Consider the following 17,514-nt stretch of genomic DNA (forward strand, 5'->3'; position numbering starts at 1 on the left):
CTCGTGACGACCGTAACTCGTGCCGCACGCACTATTCACGACATCAAAACCTGGCTGACCGACATGGACGGCGTATTAGTCCACGAAAATCAGGCCATCAAGGGTGCCGCCGAGCTCATGAAGTACTGGCGCGATAATGACTTGCGCTTCTTGGTGCTGACAAACAACTCCATCTACACCCCACGTGACCTGCGTGCTCGCCTACTGGCCTCCGGACTAGACGTTCCGGAGCAGAACATCTGGACCTCGGCATTAGCAACGGCAGAATTCCTTGCTCGCCAGCGTCCCGGTGGACGCGCGTTCGTTATCGGTGAAGCCGGACTGACCACCGCCTTGCACGACGCCGGGTTCATCATGACGGACCAGAAGCCGGACTACGTGGTTCTTGGTGAAACTCGCACCTACTCCTTCGAGGCCATCACCAAAGCAATTCGGTTAATCGAAGGTGGAGCGCGCTTTATCGCCACCAACCCGGATGCGACTGGCCCCTCGGCTGAGGGCCTCTTACCAGCAACAGGTGCCGTGGCCGCACTAATCACCCGCGCAACCAACCGCGAGCCATATGTGGTGGGCAAGCCAAACCCTATGATGTTCCGTTCGGCGTTGAACCGAATCGACGCACATTCGGAAACCACTGCGATGATCGGTGACCGTATGGATACCGACATTATCGCGGGCATGGAAGCAGGCCTGTTGACCGCACTGGTTCACACCGGCATTACCTCGGCCAGTGACGTTGATACCTTCCCATTCCGTCCAGACCTCCAGTTCTCATCGGTGGCGAACATTCACGCTGAACTGGTTGCCGACGGAGGCAATGGCTCAACGAAGGACGCGAAGCCTTCCAAGGACTAAGCACAAAATCTAAGCCGTATTAGAAACTGAGAATTTGGCCCTCTGTATCGAGATACCCCGATACAGAGGGTCGTCTTCTCCAATTGACCTTGCAGAATTCGAGTCTGCGCCCTGATACAGGCCTGTCGCCGCTTCAAGGGGTGCGCCGTTTTAGTTATCTCTGCCTCGATGAAGAGCAGCAATAATCACGTCATCGATATTTTCTAACGGAATCAGACGCTCGGCCGGTGACCGTCAAATCACTTCTTATGAAGTTCAAAATCTAAGACTCCACCAGTACGACCGCGCACGGAGCTCGGCTACGGGCTACGCCGATATATACGGTCAAGATTTACTGACATTTTCTTTATACCGGCGAAAAGTTGAATTCATTTGAGACGAATTGAGCTGTCGGCAATACTCTCTTTCACCTCTGATATGGTTCCAACTTTCAAGAGAAGTCGCTACCAAATCAGACTTTGTAGTCAAAACCGTCGAACGCACCTGCGCTTCAAACGGTGCAACAGCGGGCTCAAAAACATCACGCTGCCTGTTATTGATCACGTTTTTCGCATCGTTCCAGACATGTTCAAACGGGTTTTGGTCCGATGCGTACGCCACAAAACTGATCAAATAAATATCTTGCAAGGTTGGTTCTTGCGCCATCTCTGCACGAATCAGCTTGTATCTATGTCATGAAATGTAGTCCCAGACAATCTCGATCATCTTTCCCTGACTCATGCCCACCTAAGCCTGTACCGCATCCAAAATGGTGGTGCAGTTTCCTCGAACATCTCGCTGACATGGATTCCCAAGTGTCCCGGTTTAGAAAGCCGATAAATACTAGCAAGGCCACGTTCCACCCAACGCAGAGACACTGGGTGGGACGTGGCCTTCACGTATGAATGGACACAGCGGAAGTACTCTTATTTAACCCTGACAGGGGTATCCATTATTCGACCTTCGGGGACCTCGCGCAATGGCCCAGTAATTCGGAATTCTGCTGCCAACGGCAGGTCCTCACTGCTGGAACCGACGCGCACGCCGAACACTCCTGGTTCCACCACACGCTGCCCGGATACTCCGGTAAAGGAAGTACGTTCCGCGTGTAGTTCAAATTCCACCCGCTTCGATTCCCCGGCAGCCAATCGGACCTTGGCGAAGCCGGCGAGCCAGAGCCGTGGGCGAACTACTTGTGACACCTTGTCATCAAGATAAAGCTGCACTACTTCGGCACCATCTCGATCACCAATGTTAGAGACTGTTGCGCTGATGAGTACTGCGGCATCCGAGGAAATTTCGGTGGTTGATAATTCCAGATCTTTGAGCTCAAAGTTCGTATATGAACCTCCATGTCCAAACGGGTAGAGCGGTCGCGGATCAAGGTTCGATACGCCGTCGTTATTCCAGCCGAGCTGTCCGGTGAGATATGTTCCGGGCTGGCCACCGAGGTGGTCCGGTATCTGCACAGGCAGCTTCCCCGACGGGTTAACCGCGCCGCTGAGTACAGATGCGAGAGCCGGGCCGCCTTCAACACCAGGCATAAATGCCTGCACGACGGCCTTAACCCGAGACTCGAACTGCCCTAAGGAATAGGGACGGCCAGTGACCAGCACCAGTACCGTCGGTGTTCCGGTGGCAAGTACCGCTTCGACTAGCTCGACTTGTTTGCCGGGCAGAGCTAGATCCACCACGTCGCAACCTTCGCCGGAAGTTCCCCGGCCAAAGAGTCCAGCCAGATCTCCCACCGTCACTACCGCAATGTCTGCAGCGCGGGCTGCTTCTACCGCAGCGTCGATGCCGCTAACATCTGGATGCGTAAAATCGACGCCACGCTCATAGTTGAAGCGACTATCGCTGAGAGCCGGTTCGTCGCGGAGCGCTTCGAGGATAGATTGCATCGCAATTCCATGATCATCATCTGCGGCATACCGTGAGTGCACATGATTCGTAAAGGAGTAACAGCCTAGATGAGTTCGCGGTTGGCTGGCCGATGGCCCAATGACGGCTACCGATGCGTGGTTTTTCAAGGGAAGAACTCCCTCGTTTTTCAGCAGCACGATGGACTCTTCGGCCATTTTTCGTGCGTGGGCTCGATTCTCTGATGAGTCCAAGTCAACGTCGGACCCAGCCCACTGTGCTTCGGGGGACCACTCGGAGTCCAACAGTCCCAGCTGAGCTTTCTGCGTGAGTACTCGACGTACGGCTTCATCGAGGATGCTGGGCTCTAGTTTTCCTTCGGCAACTGCGCGGCCCAGATTACGGAAGGCGTTGGTTTCGGGAAGTTCCACATCCATCCCGGCAGATAGCGAAATGATTCCGGCATCATTCAAGGTTTCGGCAACCTGATGCATTCCCTGCAAGAAGCTGATCGACCAGTAATCGGAAACTACAGTACCTTCAAAACCCCACCGTTCGCGCAGGATCTGCGTCAATAAGCGATGACTCGCTGCCGGCGCTTCGCCATCAAGATCCGAGTAGGAGTTCATTACCGAATGAACTTTTCCTTCTCGGATGGCTCGTTCGAAGGGTGGAAAGACAACGTCTTCCTGTTCACGCACTCCCATGGAAACCGGTGCGTGATTGCGACCGGCTTTGGATGCTGCGTATCCGGCAAAATGTTTCAGCGTCGCATGGACGCCGCCAGACTGTAGCCCCCGCACATAGGCAGTTCCCAACTCGGCGACCAGGTGTGGGTCCTCCCCCATGGTTTCCTCCACACGGCCCCATCGGTAGTCCCTGACCACGTCTAAGACCGGAGACAGACCGAGATGAACACCCATTTTTTTCATATCTTGGCCAATAAGATGCGCCATCTTATTCACTAGAGCCGGGTCAAAGCTTGCACCCCAAGCGATCGACGCTGGGTAACAAGTTGCCGCCATGGTGGTGAACCCGGTCAGGCATTCTTCATGCGCTAAAGCTGGAATACCGAAGCGGTTGGCTGCGGTCACCTCGCGCTGCATCTGTGCCAGCTTGTCGCGTCCTTCAGCCGGGGTCACTGGAAACGATCCGAAGGCCCTAGTGATCTGTCCCAGACCATCCTGAATTTCTTCGGTGAAACTCACCCCATCAACGAAGGTGTCTTCCATGGGTGCAACGTTTCCCTCGCCAGAGTCGTTGTCTTCTTGGGGGCGAATCCAATAGGAACCAAGTTGGCTCACTTTTTCTTCGATGGTCATTTCGCCCATCAGCGCGTCGACTCGTTCTGCGATGGACAGTGCAGCGTTACGCCACGTGCTTTCTGCGATGTTCATTTTGGTCCTTAGTACTGGGCATTAGCCCGAAAAGTGTTTCCGCGAGGCCTTAGCCTTTGACTGCTCCTTGCAGGCCGCTGACAATGCGGCGCTGCATGGCGAGGAAGAAAATCAGCGCGGGGATCATGGCCAAGGTGGTGAAGGCAAAGACTCCTGCGGTATCTGCAGAGTGCTCGGTCGAGAAGTCTGCGACGCCCAACGGGAGGGTGCGCATCTCACCTTGGAGTAGCAACAGCGGTAGCAGGTAGGCATTCCACGAGCCCACGAAGGCGAGTACGCCTACGGTGACCATGCCCGGGCCAGATAGCGGCAATAAGATGCGCCAGAAAAAACCGATGCGACTGGTTCCATCCAGCTGGGCCGCTTCTTCTAGTTCTTGAGGCAACGCGATCAAGAAGGGGCGCAGGATGACTATCGTCATCGGTAGTGCGAACGCTGCCTGCGGCAAGGCGACGCCCCACCAGGTATTGCCTAGGTTCAAATCTCGGGAGATCAGGATAAATAACGGAACGATTGCCACCGTGGCGGGAAAGAGCAGGCCCAGCACGAAGACCATGAAGATCGGTTCGCGAAGCCTGAACTGGTACCGCGCCAATGGGTAGGCCGCCATGATTCCAAAAACCACCACAATCACCGTGGTGAGCACCGCGATCATCGTAGAGTTCAGGGCATAACGCCAGAATTCTGGGTTGTTTAGTACCCCGGTGTAATTGCTCAGTACCCATGGTTCCGGTAGTGCCGCGGGCGCTTGGGCTAGCTGCGCATTGGTACGAAACCCACCAAGTACCCCATAAAGCACCGGCCCTAGGGTCAGTGCTACCACTGCTAGGGAAAGCGCGTACACAAGTACGTTTCCACCATATTTACCCTGAGATTTTTTGGTCTTCATAGCGGGTTTTATTGAGGTTGTTGCAGTGCTCATCGACGCACCTTCTTTCGCTTACGCGAAGTATCGGGCTGAGTATCGCGTTTGAGGATGAACTGCTGATAAGAGACGGCGAGAATCAGCGCAACGATAAACAAGATCACCGATGCAGCCGAAGCGACGCCGAAGTTCTGTCGTTTGGTTCCCTCAGATACGAGGAATGTGGCCATCGTTGTCGTGGAATTTGCTGGCCCGCCGCCGGTAAGAATCCAGACCATGTCAAAGAGCTGCAAGGAACCGACCATCGAGAGGAAACCCCAGGTGCGCAGGGTTGGCCCCAGCAATGGGATGGTGATTTTGCGTTGGATTTGCCACCATGAGGCTCCATCAATTTGCGCAGCCTCATAGAGTTCATCCGGCACCCCTTGCAGTCCAGCAAGGAACAGAATCACCGCGAGACCTAGATATTTCCAGGTCAACACGATGAGCACAGTCCACAGCGCCAGGTCTGGCGTACCTAGCCAACCTTGCGCAGGACCCTGAATGCCGAGTTTAGCCAATACGGTATCGATCAACCCGTACTGTGGCTGCAAGAGCTGGAACCATACGACGCCGGCGATTACTTCGGACAATACGTAAGGTACGAAGATGATGGTGCGCAGCAACCCTTGAATCTTCATCTTGCGGTTGAGCAACAACGCGATCGCCAACCCCAGCGGCAGCTGGATGATGATCGATCCGGCAATGATGACCAGGTTATGCACTAAAGCGTCGGTGAAGACCTCGTTTTGTAGCACCCTGACGTAGTTCTGCAGGCCGACGAAGTCTACAAGCGGTCCGAATCCTTTCCAGTTATAGACGGAGAACCGCACCGCTTGAATGATCGGCACCAACATAAACATCGCGATGAGCAACAACGCTGGAGTGACGAAGAACAGGATCTCCAGGTTTTTTCGCTTATCCGCCGGCGCGCGTAGTTTTCGTTTTGGCGATCGGCTCCCACGCTCGGCCGCGGTGTTCCGCGGCCGAGCTTCGGCAGCCGTGCTCTGCCTGGCCGGTACGGTGGCAGAAACGACTTTGACCCCTTCTGTCACCGAGAATCACTTCTCCATATTTGCGGCGTCTTGGCTCTTAGCGACGATGTCTGCTGGTGAGGACTGTCCGGCAAAGAGCAACGCGATTTCGTCATTCATCGCTCCACCAACGGAGGCGCCGAAAGCGGTGTCGAAGTACAGCTGAACGTAAGGGGATTCATCGCGGGCCTTGAGCAGCGAGGCGAGGGCCGGGTCTGCCACTGAGTCATTGGCCGCCGGGTTAGTAGGCAGTCCCATATCTAGCTTCGCGAAGCCTTGCTGCACGCTATCGGAGAGCAGGTACTTGACGAAGTCGACTGCTTCGTCCGGAGCGTCTTGCGAAACACCCCATGCGTCGCCGCCGCCGAGCTGTGCATCCTGCGCTCCGGCACCGCCGTCAATTGTTGGGAATGGGAACCATCCGGTGTCATCACCCAGACCTTTACCGTCTTCGGTGAGTCCCTGCATAATGCCCGGTTCCCAGTGGCCCGCCAATTCCATGGCTACTCGTTCGGTAGCTAGCAGGCCTGAGGCTGAGGTTGGGCCGGACTGTGCCGGAGTGGAAAGGAATCCGGGATTAAATGGCTCTGAATCAATGACCTTTTTGACATCTTCGCCGGCCTTGACGAAGCACTGGTCATCAAATTCCAGGTTCTTGACCGAGGCGTTGAGTACCTCTTGGGAGCATTCACGAAGTACCGAGTAGTACCAGTAGTGGGCGGCCGGCCACTTATCTCCCGCACCGACCGATACCGGATCAATTCCCGCTGCTTTCAGCTTTTTGACCGCGTCCATCCATTCATCCATGGTCTGTGGTGGGTTAGAAATTCCCGCTTCTTTGAACAGTGCCTTGTTGTACCAGAATCCGGCCAGGCCCACCGAGTATGGCAGCGCGTAGGTTTTCCCGTCGACCTGCCAGCCGGCAATGTTTCCACCAATCATGGAAATCTCGTCCGTGGCCAGCTCGCTGAGGTCACGGGTTAGGCCTGCTTCAACGTGGCCCGCCAGCTCACCGCCGCCGCGTTCCATGTAGACGTCCGGAGCATCACCACTTTGGAATGCCGCATCGAGCTTGGTGAGCATGTCTTCGTGCTGCATCGCGCTGACCTCGACGGTTACTCCCTCATGGGCGGCTTCGAAATCGTCGGCTACCTTCTCGTAGTAGGCCTTGCCTTCACCATTATTGGAGTTGTGCCACCAGGTGATGGTCTTGTCTTCACCGGCAGCAGCGGCGTCGTTGGTTCCCCCTCCGCCCGAACAACCGCTGGCCAACAGTGCGGTGCTGGCGAGCAACGCAAGAATTCCTAATCCTCTTTTTCCAAGATCCATAGTGGACTCCTCAAGTGTGTTGGGCGACCCGCTCCATGCGGTGTCGGACGGTCTGGCTCACCCAAGAATGTCACCGTGACGCAAGTCATGTCAATCGTTTTCGATAACGTTTTCGAAAACGATGTCGAAATATAAGTTTTTATAACTCCAGACCGAGTTTCCTAGTGGGAATCGCGCCTTAGCGTGAGGTAGCGTAGGCCGAGTGATAACCCCATCGGCTGAAGTCTCCGGCATCCCTGAACAATCGCCTGGCTCTGCCCTGTCTCAAAGTACAACGAACCGCGTGACCATTAATGATGTTGCGCAGGCGGCCGGGGTCTCTGTCTCCACCGTGTCTAAAGTAGTCAACGCACGTTATGGCGTAGCACCGAGCACCATGGAGCGTGTTCTGCAGGTCATTGCCGAGCTGGGCTATGAAACTTCTCTTGTTGCTTCGTCTTTGCGCAGCAGTCGAACTAACATCATCGGGATCTTGGTCGCCGAATTTGAGCCATTCGCATTGGAATTACTCAACGGAATTTCGGCAACACTTCGCGGCACCCAGTACGACCTCATGGCCTACGCTGGCAACCTCGCTCCGGGCGGCCGAGCCGGCTGGGAACACCGCTCACTATCCCGACTCGGCGGGACGCTCATCGACGGCGCCATTATCGTCACGCCCACCGTCGAGATCCCACATAGTTCGGTTCCGGTGATCGCTATTGACCCACACGCCGGCACGAGTGGTCCGGCGGCCATCGATGTAGATAACTTCGGCGGAGCCAAAACTGCGACCGAGCATCTGATCTCCCTTGGACACCGGCGCATTGGTCATATCAAGGGACGTTCAGACCTTAAATCTGCACACTTGCGCGAGTCCGGATACCGCCAAGCACTACAGGATGCGGGAATATCCTATGACCCACAACTGGTCCATGACGGCGACTATCAACGAGATCTGGCGGCAATAGCCGCCACCGATTTATTGACGCTTCCGCAACCGCCCACCGCAATCTTTGCCGCCAATGACCTCTCGGCACTTTCGGCTATTGAAACGGCCAAAAGCCTGGGACTAAATGTTCCCAATGATTTATCGGTCATCGGTTTTGACGACATTCCCGAGGCAGCCCAATCAAAGCCCACACTGAGCACGGTACGTCAGCCTATGCATGAGATGGGAGCCACCGCGGTGACCCTACTGTTGAGCATGTTGGCCGGCGAAGAAGTCACGCAACCAGCGCAGATGCCCGCATCCCTGATCCCACGCGAGTCGACGGCCACTGCGCCACAACCCTAAACTCGATATTAAACGTCTGGCCTCGTCCTAAGCTGGTGAACTTCGGACGAGGCCAGATGATTAGTAGGCTCTAGAGCCCCAACTCGGTCTTCCCATAGGCGAACAGGTAAGGCACGCCAGCTTCGGCTTCGATACGTTCTTTCGCGCCGGTGTCACGGTCAACGATTACCGCGACGGCAATGACGTTTCCGCCGGCTTTGCGTACACCCTCAACGGCGGTCAATGCGGATCCGCCGGTGGTTGAAGTATCTTCCAGCACGATCACGTCCTGACCATCAACGCTGGGACCTTCAACCTGACGGCCCATGCCGTAGGACTTCTGTGCCTTGCGCACCACGAACGCGTCGAGTTTACGTCCCTGATTGCGTGCGGTATGCATGATGGCGGTTCCTACCGGATCCGCTCCCATGGTCAAGCCACCGACGTTGGTGAATTCAAGCTTTGCCTCGTCGAGCAGGTCTAACATCACCTCGCCAATCAGCCCGGAAGCTTCCTGTTGCAAGGAGACCCGACGCAGATCGATGTAGTAGTCCGCTTCCTTCCCGGAAGACAGAGTCACCTTGCCACGTACGATGGCAAGTTCTTGGATCAGTTCTTTTAGTCGCTCACGGGCGCTGGTTTCGCTCATGGACATAATTCTAGTCGCCTGCGCATGCCGGGCGTCGCAATCGACATCCCATGTGACGCTTCCTCCAGCACACTATCCTCAGCCGTCCCCGCGTGATGGGTCGCCGCGGCATAGCTGAGTCATCTCGGCGCTTTTTCTAACGCCAGACCTAGACACAGGCTGATTTCGGTGAACCGTAATTGAGTTGGCGTAACTGAGTAAAAATAGCCCCTAGCCCCAGCGGGAACTCCCGGATAAGGTGGGATCATGAACGCGACTCGCCCCTTGGGTTTCTGGTTGAAATTGGTAGATTCGCTGATTGACGAGCAGTTTGCAGCGACCTTAGAAGAACACGGCGTCACCCGCCGACAGTGGCAGGTGCTAAACCTGTTGGAGCAAAACCCGGCGTCTGAAGCCAAACTTATTTCTGGCCTTTCTCCGTTTTTTGCCTCGCCGGATGAGCCTCAAAACGTCACCGAGCATTTGGCAGAATTGGTTGAATCCGGCTGGATTTCACACCTAGACAGTGAATACACAATTACCGAACGCGGTCACGTTTCACTGGTGAAGCTCAGCGAACTAGTGGACCGGATCCGCTCACAGTTCGGTGAAGGACTAACCGAAGAGGAATATGCCACGACCGTGAGCTCGCTGGAGCAGATGGCGCGGAACTTTGGCTGGAGCGACGCCGAAACCGATTAATGGTGAATCGCCAAATGTTGAATACAGATTAACTTTCTGTTCCGACTCCGATTAAAAGCCCAAGCTCCTTGTTCTCTTGCCTAGGATGGTAGGCATGCGTGAACTGCAAGCAGAGATCATTGAAGAACTAGGCGTCATGCCTGAAATCATTCCTACACAGGAGATCACCCGCCGTGTGGGATTCCTGAAGGACTATCTAGCCGCGACGCGGGCCAAGGGCTTCGTACTGGGTATTTCTGGGGGAATCGATTCCACCCTGGCTGGTCGCTTGGCGCAATTAGCCGTCCAGGAAATTCGTGAGGCCGGCGGAGAAGCACGCTTTATTGCGGTTCGGTTGCCTCATGGGGTGCAAAGCGATGCCGATGATGCGATGAAAGCTATGGCTTTTGTCGCCGCGGATGAAGAATTTGAAGTCAACATCGAAAAGCCGGTCAGTGCCTTGGATGTGGCATTAGACGATGCCGGGCACCCTCGCCTGACCGATTTCAATCGGGGTAACGCCAAGGCCCGGATGCGCATGATTGTCCAGTATGCCTTAGCCGGCGACCGCCGCTTCTTGGTGCTCGGAACCGACCATGCCGCCGAATCCGTGACCGGATTTTTCACTAAATTTGGTGATGGTGGAGCAGACTTGCTGCCGCTAGCCGGGCTAAACAAACGTCAAAATCAGGCATTGTTGCGTCAGTTGGACGCTCCCGAATTGCTCTGGGCTAAGGAGCCAACGGCTGACCTATTAGGTGGGCAACCTTTACGTAGTGATGAAGACGAGCTCGGGCTGACGTACGCCAATATTGACGACTATCTTGAAGGTCGGGAGGTAGATTCCGCGGTGGCCGAAGTCATCGAGTCCCGTTTCCTGGGTTCGCGCCACAAACGCGCCGTTCCAGCTACCTACCGCGATACCTGGTGGCAGTCTTAGCCGGTTACAGTCCGCTGGTGATAGCTCGCAACGCCTGAATATGCTCGGTGAGGCTGGAACGCCCGTGCGCAGAAAGTTTAACCCAAGTGCGCGGGCGTTTACCGACAAAACCTTTGCGGACTTTGAGGTAACTTTTTTCTTCAAGGCCCGTGATATGCCGGGAAAGGGCCGAGTCGGAGACTCCGAGAGTCTCCCGCAGAGTCTTAAAATCGATTTCTTCTACTCCCTGCAGTGCAGCCATCAAGGACAGTCGCACAGGGTTAGTGAAGTCATCGTTCATCTGGGTGCGTGGGTGCTCGCTCATCGTTTCATCATCCAAACACCGCCGAGAAGCAACGGCAGCGCCACCGCCAGTCCGAGCAATACGACCAGAAATGCAGCCATCGGCGTGGTGATCAGGGTAAGCGTCACTGCGTAAATACCGAGGCTGGCAAAGAGGCTTAGCAAGTATGCCTTACTCATTCCGCGAGGAAGCACACTACGGACCTTGAGATAGCCAAAGCTCAAAGCGAAGATTGCCAGTATGGCCGCTCCGACAAGTATAAAAAATGCGGTCAGGCTACGTTCCGGGTGATACACGTGAAGCAACCCGTGCAGCACGCCGAGCACTAGCCCGAGGGATACACAAAGCATTCCTAATTGCTTGGCACCTCGTTTGGCCACCGGGGTCATCTCACGTTGCGCATTTTCGAAAGCGGCTAGTTGTTCCGCCGCGCTGAGTTCTGGTTCGCGGTTCATGCCAGAGCCTTACGATTTTGCTTCTGCTGCTGAACGTAGGCGCTAATTGAAGCTCCAATGGCTGCGAACCCTGACATTCCCGCAATAGCCAACGCCGGAGCTTCAGTGGCCATTCCGGACACTGCCATGAACAGGCATCCGAGGGTCATGACGGACCATAGTGCGACGAACCAAAATTTCTTTGAAACAAACATTGTCTTCTCCGTTGTTGGTGGGGCTTGTGTTCTAAGACTAACAAGTACTTTCCATATTGGAAAGTACTTTCACGAAAATCTTTCTAAAGCCCCACCAACTAGCCAAGCCAGCACCACATTTATGGGTTAGACGAAGGCGCTCACCCCGGTCAACGCTCGTCCGACAATCAATGAATTGATCTCGTAAGTTCCTTCGTAGGTATGGATAATTTCAACATCGCAGAAGACTTTAGCCATCTCATAGTCGGTCACAACGCCGTTGCCGCCCAGCAATGCCCGTCCCAGGGAAGCCGACCGTCGAGCCAGCCGCGTAGCAGTCGACTTCGCCAACGCGGCATCAACCGTTTCTAGCTCACCGCGTTCTTGCTTGCGCGCAACATCCACCATCATCGACAGGCAAGCCGTAGCGTTGCCCGCTATCTCGGCCAAAGGTTCTTGCACCAGTTGAAAAGCAGCAATGGGTTGCCCGAATTGCTGACGTTCCTTCGCGTAGGCGGTACAAATATCCAAAGTTGCTAACATCGCTCCGACCGCTTGCCACCCGACCCATGCACGGGATTGCATTAGCAAGGCGTTAGCCGAGGCGAAGTCGACAGCACCAGGAAGCTTGTTTTCTAAAGGAACCCGTACGTTATCCATGACAATGTCGGCATTCTGCATAATGCGCAGGCCAATCTTGTTCTCAATTTTTGTAGCGCTATAACCGGGACGGTCACTCTCTACGAGAAATGCCCCAACCGCACCACTGTCAGGGCATTTTGCCCAGATTAACGCGAAATCGGCAAGAGTTCCCATGCCGATCCAACGCTTGGCGCCGTTGAGCACATACTCCTCACCTTCACGGGTCACCGTGGTGTGAATGCCACCGGCGATATCCGAGCCATGGTCAGGCTCGGTCAAGGCGAAGGCGCCAAAAGCTTGAAATTTGGTAAGTTTCGGGAGCCAGAGTTCACGTTGTTCGGCAGATCCGAGAGCGTCGATCATACCCACCACCAGCTCGTTGTGAATACCAACAATCGATGACAGTGAAACGTCTGCACGCGCGATTTCCGCATGAAGCAGCCCGCGCAAAAGATGCGAGGAGCCGTCTAGCTGGAGCCCGGCTAGCCCTTGACCAGCTAACCCTTGGACAAGTTCTGCAGGAAATTCCTCGCGATTCCAGAATTCAATCGACTGCCGGCGAATATGTTCCTGTAGGAATTCACGCACCTGATCTAGTCGTTTTTGATCGGCCTCGTGTAGTTGGTGTGCCACACCCAATAGGTCCATCAGTTTTCTCCTTCCAAACCCTTGGAAGTCCAAGTATATTGTTGGACTAAGACTTCTTCAGGGGGTAAATGTTGAATTCTCCGTTGCCACGCGACCCAATTGCCGAGGCCCGAGAACAGTGGGTTTCCCATGGCTGGGCTTCCGAAGCTGATGCCATGGCGGCGATCACCGCGGTAATGCGCACCGCGTCGATCTATTTGCAGCGAGCCGATGCGATCCTCAAACCGCATGGGCTCACCTTTGCGCGCTTTGAGGTTCTTGCCTTACTTGGGTTTTCCAAGCGTGGTTCGCTTCCCATGAGTCGCGCCAGCGAACTACTTCAGGTTCATGCAACTAGCCTGACCAATTCCGTAGATCGCCTTGAAGCCACCGGCTTAGTGCAACGCATTGCACATCCCACCGATGGGCGAACCCGGCTTTTAGAGCTAAACCCTCAAGGCTTAGAAGTGCTCAACGCAGCACGGGAGGACCTTAACAAGATGCTCTTCGCCCAAAGCAACTTGGCCCCTAAAGACGCGACGGAACTTTTCGAAATTCTCTCGCGCTTCCGTCGCGCCTCCTGTGATTTTTTATAATGACCCGTCGCGGATCGCATTGATAACACCCGAGAAATCCGTGCCAGCATTGCCCTCGTCACTGAATTTCCGGTAGAGGGCCGCCGCGAGGCTCCCGAGTTTGGCATCGGTCTGAGTATTATCTAAAGCGCTGGATGCTAACCCAAGATCCTTGGCCATCAAGGCTGCGGCAAACCCTGGCTGATAGTCACGATTAGCCGGCGATGTGGGGACTGGCCCCGGTACCGGGCAGTTGGTAGTTACTGCCCAGCATTGCCCCGAGGCCGAGGAGATCACGTCATACAAGGCTTGATGCTCCAGCCCCAAGCGCTCACCTAGGACAAAGGCCTCCGCGGCGCCGATCATGGAAATCCCTAAGAGCATGTTGTTGCAGACCTTGGCAGCTTGACCTGCTCCATGCCCGCCGCAGTGCACGATTTTTTTGCCCATTACTTCAAGCACCGGGTTAATCTGCGCCAAATCTGACTGATCCGCACCAAGCATGAAAGTCAGACTTCCCGCTTCGGCGCCAACAACTCCCCCGGATACCGGTGCATCCGCACTGCGGTGACCGGCGTCCACCGCGAGCTGCGCCGCTTCCCGGGCTTGGGCTACGTCGATGGTGGAGCATTCCAAGAACAGCGTATTGTCCTTGGCCGTTTCCAGCAGGTACCCCCGGTAAGCATCTAATACATGCTGACCGGTAGGGAACATGGTGAGCACTATATCTACGTCCTGCGCGGCATCGGCGCCAGCCGACACGGTTTCTATGCCAGCAGCTTGGGCTGCCTCAAGCGCGGCCGGGACAACATCAAAAGCTTTTAATCGATAGCCTGCGCGATGCAAATTGATCGCCATAGGTAGGCCCATATGGCCTAGTCCTAGAAATCCAATGACTGGCTTCTCGCTCATTTTCCGCTCTTCTCTCGTATCCCCTGCTCCAACAGTGCAAAATTCAGTTCTGCTCCCGGCAACGGAGCAAAGTGGCGAGCCGTGCGCTGCGCCGAAGTCAGATCTCCCACCTGCTCACGCCACTGTGGGTTGCGGTCCTTATCGATCACCGCCGCGCGGATTCCTTCAGCGAAGTCAGGATCATCTAGGCGGTTGACGGCTGCCCTAAATTCTCGGCGCAGGTCTTCGCGCAGGTCATCTCCGGCACTAGATAACAGTTGATCAACGAGCCGAACCGAGCTCGGACAGGCAGCACGAAGCGCCTTGGCCGCAATTTGGCTCTGCGACTGATCGCTCGCATTTAGCGCCGCGAGAATCCCGGGGATGCTCGGCTCGGCGAAGGCCTCTACCCACTGACCATCGAGCATGCCTGGTTCTGGCTCGGACTTATATCGAGCAATAACTTCCTCGACTTCTGCGGCCTCTAGCTCCGTCAAGAGCTGGGCCAAATTTTCTTGGGGTACATAGGTGTCGGCCAGACCTAGAGCTATCGTATCCGCAGCCTGAAATTTCAATCCCGTCAGCGCTGCAAGACGCCCTGCGGCCTTGTCACCCTGAGCAAGCAGGTGGGTACCTCCGACATCGGGGAAAAATCCGATTTCCACCTCAGGCATACCGCAACGACTTGTTTCGGTCACGATGCGGTGACTACCGTGAGCCGACACTCCGATGCCCCCACCGAGCACAATCCCGTCCATCAGCGCCACGAATGGCTTGGGATACTCATCTATGAGCACGTTGAGCTGATATTCAATACGCCAGAACTCTTCGGTGGACCCGTCGCGGTTCAAAATATCGCGGTAAATGGCCACGATGTCTCCACCGGCACACAAGCCTCGTTCCCCTGCCCCGGTGATCGCTACATGGTGCACCTGCGGGTCTTCACGCCACGCAAGCAGGGCATGAAGCATCTCCCGGCACATCTGTGTGGTCAGTGCGTTAAGCGCGGCTGGCCGGTTCAGAGTAATGAGTCCCAAATGTCCCCGGCGTTCGGTCAGAATGTCGGTCAAAATACCCACCCCTCGGTGATCGCTGTCACAGTTCAATCTCGAATATACTCGGACTTCCAAGTAAATTGAAGTGGCGCATGACAGCAAACTTGATAGGTTGAACTAGTGAAGATTGCAACCTGGAATGTGAACTCCCTGCGGGCCCGGGCTGACCGCGTCGAAGACTGGCTGCGCCGATCCGACGTTGATGTCCTGGCAATTCAGGAAACGAAATGTAAAGACGATAACTTCCCCTGGGAACTTTTCGAGAATAACGATTACGAGGTGGCGCATTTTGGCGTCAACCAGTGGAATGGCGTAGCCATTGCCTCCCGCGTTGGACTTGACGACGTGCAACGCACCTTTCCCAACCAGCCCGAGTTTGGTAAAGGTGGGAAAGATCCTATCCAGGAGCCGCGAGCCATTGCGGCCACTTGCGGCGGGGTCCGCGTTTGGAGCTTGTACGTACCCAACGGACGCGCTTTAGATGACGAACATATGGGCTATAAGCTCAACTGGCTCGAAGGCCTGAAGGAAAATTCCGCTCAGTGGCTCGACGCCGACCCGAAAGCTCAAATCGCGTTGCTCGGTGACTGGAATATTGCACCTAAGGATGAAGATGTCTGGGACATCCAATTTTTCTTGGACAACCAGCTAACCCACGTCTCTGCCCCCGAGCGAGCAGCTTTCACTACTTTTGAAAATGCTGGTTTTTCAGATGTGGTGCGACCGTATACCGAAGGTGAATACACCTACTGGGATTACACGCAGCTGCGCTTCCCGAAGGGTGAGGGCATGCGTATCGACTTCGCACTGACCTCTCCCGCGCTGACTGAGCGCGTAGTGGGCGCAACTATCGACCGCGAAGAACGCAAGGGTAAGGGCGCCAGTGACCACGCACCAGTCATTGTGGAGTTGAACGACTAACAATGACAAAAAAATTGATTGGGCCCCTCGAAGAACTTACAGCCGCCACCGCACATCTGCGCGTCTACGAGCCTTTGGATACCTTCGAAGATTGGGCCCAATCAATTATTCTTCGCAACGGACAACGCAGTGCGAGTCATTGGGATAATTACGAAAATCAGAACCTCTGGGAGCGCACGTTACGAGACGTCTCAGACCCGTTCCCGCATAACGAGATTGAGCATTTCCGTTCGCTAAAGGTTCTTGATTATGAGGGCAACGAGCACACTCGCTACTGCCCTGGACAGCTAAAGGCGCGTAGCCTTTTAGCAGCAGAACAAGCCGAGGAAGCGATCCGGTCCGAAGTCTTCGATCTTCTTGTACCGCCGGCGGCGCGCAGCGCCAATGCCGAGCGAGTGACTCCAGAGCAACTTGCAGCAGACCTGACGCATTTACATACCCGCACTTCAACGTGGGGAATCCCGCTGAGCTGGTTTGCGCTCTTCCGCGAAGATGATGAGTTCGAGCAGATCCATCAAGATGACCGCCTCATGACGGTGCGCCTCATCGTACCTTTTGAGCAGGCTGTAGAACGCCTTGCCTGGGCAGTCCAGACACTAGTGACCTATGCTCCGCAGGCTCCGCTATTTGAAGAGCTAGGGGCTCTAGGAAGCTGGCTAGAATCCTTCGATAGGCGTTCCGTCATCGAGCTAGATTATGGATTACTTGCTGAAATTGTGTGGCCAGACGAGTCGGCCAATGATTTGATGCACGGAATCCAGGCCATCGAGGATGGTGACTTCTCCACTGCGGCAGCCGCTTACCGCCGGCTGACTAATCGCTGGCTAGGCCCTCGTCACTTGGGACGGGCTAACTAAAAGCTCGATACCCAACACCGCAACACCAACCATGGCGGGTAGAGAAGATCTTTAAAGTAAAAAGCTCCGGAAAACCGGAGCTTTTTTTGTTGGCGACCCTGACGGGACTTGAACCCGCGACCTCCGCCGTGACAGGGCGGCGCGCTAACCAACTGCGCTACAGGGCCTTGCTT

19 protein-coding genes and 1 tRNA gene are annotated in these 17,514 nt (G+C 55.3%); 7 read left to right on the plus strand and 13 right to left on the minus strand.

Features of this window, described 5'->3' with window-relative positions:
- Window positions 1-3: 3 nt before the first annotated feature.
- Window positions 4-855: an HAD-IIA family hydrolase gene (locus tag IEX04_RS13420; RefSeq protein ID WP_096256301.1), complete on the plus strand. Its 852-nt coding sequence runs from the start codon at window positions 4-6 to the stop codon at window positions 853-855.
- A 324-nt stretch (window positions 856-1,179) separates the two neighbouring features.
- Here the strand turns inward: IEX04_RS13420 and IEX04_RS13425 are convergent, their stop codons facing one another.
- The 5 genes from IEX04_RS13425 to IEX04_RS13445 form a co-directional block, all read right to left on the minus strand.
- Window positions 1,180-1,500, minus strand: coding sequence for a hypothetical protein (locus IEX04_RS13425; protein WP_188686244.1), 321 nt, complete (start codon window positions 1,498-1,500; stop codon window positions 1,180-1,182).
- A gap of 260 nt (window positions 1,501-1,760) precedes the next feature.
- Complete coding sequence (locus IEX04_RS13430) at window positions 1,761-4,091, minus strand: glycoside hydrolase family 3 N-terminal domain-containing protein (RefSeq protein ID WP_188686247.1); 2,331 nt, start codon at window positions 4,089-4,091, stop codon at window positions 1,761-1,763.
- A gap of 49 nt (window positions 4,092-4,140) precedes the next feature.
- Window positions 4,141-5,013 (minus strand): carbohydrate ABC transporter permease, encoded by an 873-nt coding sequence (locus IEX04_RS13435; RefSeq protein ID WP_382344034.1) that lies wholly within the window; start codon window positions 5,011-5,013, stop codon window positions 4,141-4,143.
- Window positions 5,010-6,050, minus strand: a complete 1,041-nt coding sequence (locus IEX04_RS13440; RefSeq protein ID WP_096256303.1) for a carbohydrate ABC transporter permease — start codon at window positions 6,048-6,050, stop codon at window positions 5,010-5,012. Before IEX04_RS13440 ends, IEX04_RS13435 begins: the two co-directional genes overlap by 4 nt.
- 6 nt (window positions 6,051-6,056) lie before the next feature.
- Entirely contained in the window at window positions 6,057-7,358 is a 1,302-nt protein-coding gene (locus IEX04_RS13445) for an extracellular solute-binding protein (protein ID WP_188686262.1), read from the minus strand.
- A gap of 283 nt (window positions 7,359-7,641) precedes the next feature.
- Here IEX04_RS13445 and IEX04_RS13450 point away from each other — a divergent pair, with 283 nt between their 5' ends.
- The gene (locus IEX04_RS13450) at window positions 7,642-8,634 is read left to right on the plus strand and encodes a LacI family DNA-binding transcriptional regulator (RefSeq protein ID WP_105677726.1); all 993 of its coding nucleotides are present in this window, start codon (window positions 7,642-7,644) and stop codon (window positions 8,632-8,634) included.
- A 70-nt stretch (window positions 8,635-8,704) separates the two neighbouring features.
- Here IEX04_RS13450 and pyrE read toward each other — a convergent pair whose 3' ends face one another.
- Window positions 8,705-9,262: an orotate phosphoribosyltransferase gene (gene pyrE / locus IEX04_RS13455; RefSeq protein WP_170947861.1), complete on the minus strand. Its 558-nt coding sequence runs from the start codon at window positions 9,260-9,262 to the stop codon at window positions 8,705-8,707.
- Window positions 9,263-9,508: 246 nt separating this feature from the next.
- Here pyrE and IEX04_RS13460 point away from each other — a divergent pair, with 246 nt between their 5' ends.
- Both IEX04_RS13460 and nadE read left to right on the plus strand, forming a co-directional pair.
- Entirely contained in the window at window positions 9,509-9,943 is a 435-nt protein-coding gene (locus tag IEX04_RS13460) for a MarR family winged helix-turn-helix transcriptional regulator (RefSeq protein WP_188686263.1), read from the plus strand.
- A gap of 94 nt (window positions 9,944-10,037) precedes the next feature.
- Window positions 10,038-10,862: an NAD(+) synthase gene (gene nadE, locus IEX04_RS13465; protein WP_096256468.1), complete on the plus strand. Its 825-nt coding sequence runs from the start codon at window positions 10,038-10,040 to the stop codon at window positions 10,860-10,862.
- A gap of 4 nt (window positions 10,863-10,866) precedes the next feature.
- Here nadE and IEX04_RS13470 read toward each other — a convergent pair whose 3' ends face one another.
- From IEX04_RS13470 to IEX04_RS13485, 4 genes are all read right to left on the minus strand, one after another.
- Window positions 10,867-11,166 carry a winged helix-turn-helix domain-containing protein gene (locus IEX04_RS13470; protein WP_188686267.1) on the minus strand — a complete coding sequence of 100 codons (300 nt, stop codon included), beginning with the start codon at window positions 11,164-11,166 and terminating at the stop codon, window positions 10,867-10,869.
- The gene (locus tag IEX04_RS13475) at window positions 11,163-11,600 is read right to left on the minus strand and encodes a hypothetical protein (RefSeq protein WP_188686269.1); all 438 of its coding nucleotides are present in this window, start codon (window positions 11,598-11,600) and stop codon (window positions 11,163-11,165) included. Before IEX04_RS13475 ends, IEX04_RS13470 begins: the two co-directional genes overlap by 4 nt.
- A complete protein-coding gene (locus tag IEX04_RS13480) occupies window positions 11,597-11,794 on the minus strand; it encodes a hypothetical protein (protein ID WP_188686272.1) in 198 nt (65 codons plus the stop codon). The genes IEX04_RS13475 and IEX04_RS13480 overlap by 4 nt, the downstream gene beginning before the upstream one ends.
- A 126-nt stretch (window positions 11,795-11,920) precedes the next feature.
- Complete coding sequence (locus tag IEX04_RS13485) at window positions 11,921-13,063, minus strand: acyl-CoA dehydrogenase family protein (RefSeq protein ID WP_188686286.1); 1,143 nt, start codon at window positions 13,061-13,063, stop codon at window positions 11,921-11,923.
- Window positions 13,064-13,134: 71 nt separating this feature from the next.
- Here IEX04_RS13485 and IEX04_RS13490 point away from each other — a divergent pair, with 71 nt between their 5' ends.
- Window positions 13,135-13,638 carry a MarR family winged helix-turn-helix transcriptional regulator gene (locus IEX04_RS13490; protein WP_096256510.1) on the plus strand — a complete coding sequence of 168 codons (504 nt, stop codon included), beginning with the start codon at window positions 13,135-13,137 and terminating at the stop codon, window positions 13,636-13,638.
- On the opposite strand, the gene mmsB is transcribed toward IEX04_RS13490, so the two are convergent.
- The gene (gene mmsB, locus IEX04_RS13495; protein ID WP_096256473.1) at window positions 13,633-14,529 is read right to left on the minus strand and encodes a 3-hydroxyisobutyrate dehydrogenase; all 897 of its coding nucleotides are present in this window, start codon (window positions 14,527-14,529) and stop codon (window positions 13,633-13,635) included. The two genes, IEX04_RS13490 and mmsB, sit on opposite strands and share 6 nt — an antisense overlap.
- Window positions 14,526-15,578, minus strand: a complete 1,053-nt coding sequence (locus IEX04_RS13500; RefSeq protein WP_096256511.1) for a 3-hydroxyisobutyryl-CoA hydrolase — start codon at window positions 15,576-15,578, stop codon at window positions 14,526-14,528. Before IEX04_RS13500 ends, mmsB begins: the two co-directional genes overlap by 4 nt.
- 105 nt (window positions 15,579-15,683) lie before the next feature.
- On the opposite strand from IEX04_RS13500, the gene IEX04_RS13505 reads away from it, so the two are divergent.
- Together IEX04_RS13505 and IEX04_RS13510 are read left to right on the plus strand one after the other, a co-directional pair.
- Window positions 15,684-16,484 carry an exodeoxyribonuclease III gene (locus IEX04_RS13505; protein ID WP_188686289.1) on the plus strand — a complete coding sequence of 267 codons (801 nt, stop codon included), beginning with the start codon at window positions 15,684-15,686 and terminating at the stop codon, window positions 16,482-16,484.
- Between the two features lie 2 nt (window positions 16,485-16,486).
- Complete coding sequence (locus IEX04_RS13510; protein WP_105677718.1) at window positions 16,487-17,341, plus strand: DUF8083 family protein; 855 nt, start codon at window positions 16,487-16,489, stop codon at window positions 17,339-17,341.
- Window positions 17,342-17,431: 90 nt separating this feature from the next.
- Here the strand turns inward: IEX04_RS13510 and IEX04_RS13515 are convergent.
- Window positions 17,432-17,508 (minus strand) — tRNA-Asp (locus tag IEX04_RS13515).
- Window positions 17,509-17,514: the final 6 nt, after the last annotated feature.

The organism is Glutamicibacter ardleyensis, assembly GCF_014644555.1.
In the GTDB taxonomy this organism is placed as follows: domain Bacteria; phylum Actinomycetota; class Actinomycetes; order Actinomycetales; family Micrococcaceae; genus Glutamicibacter; species Glutamicibacter bergerei.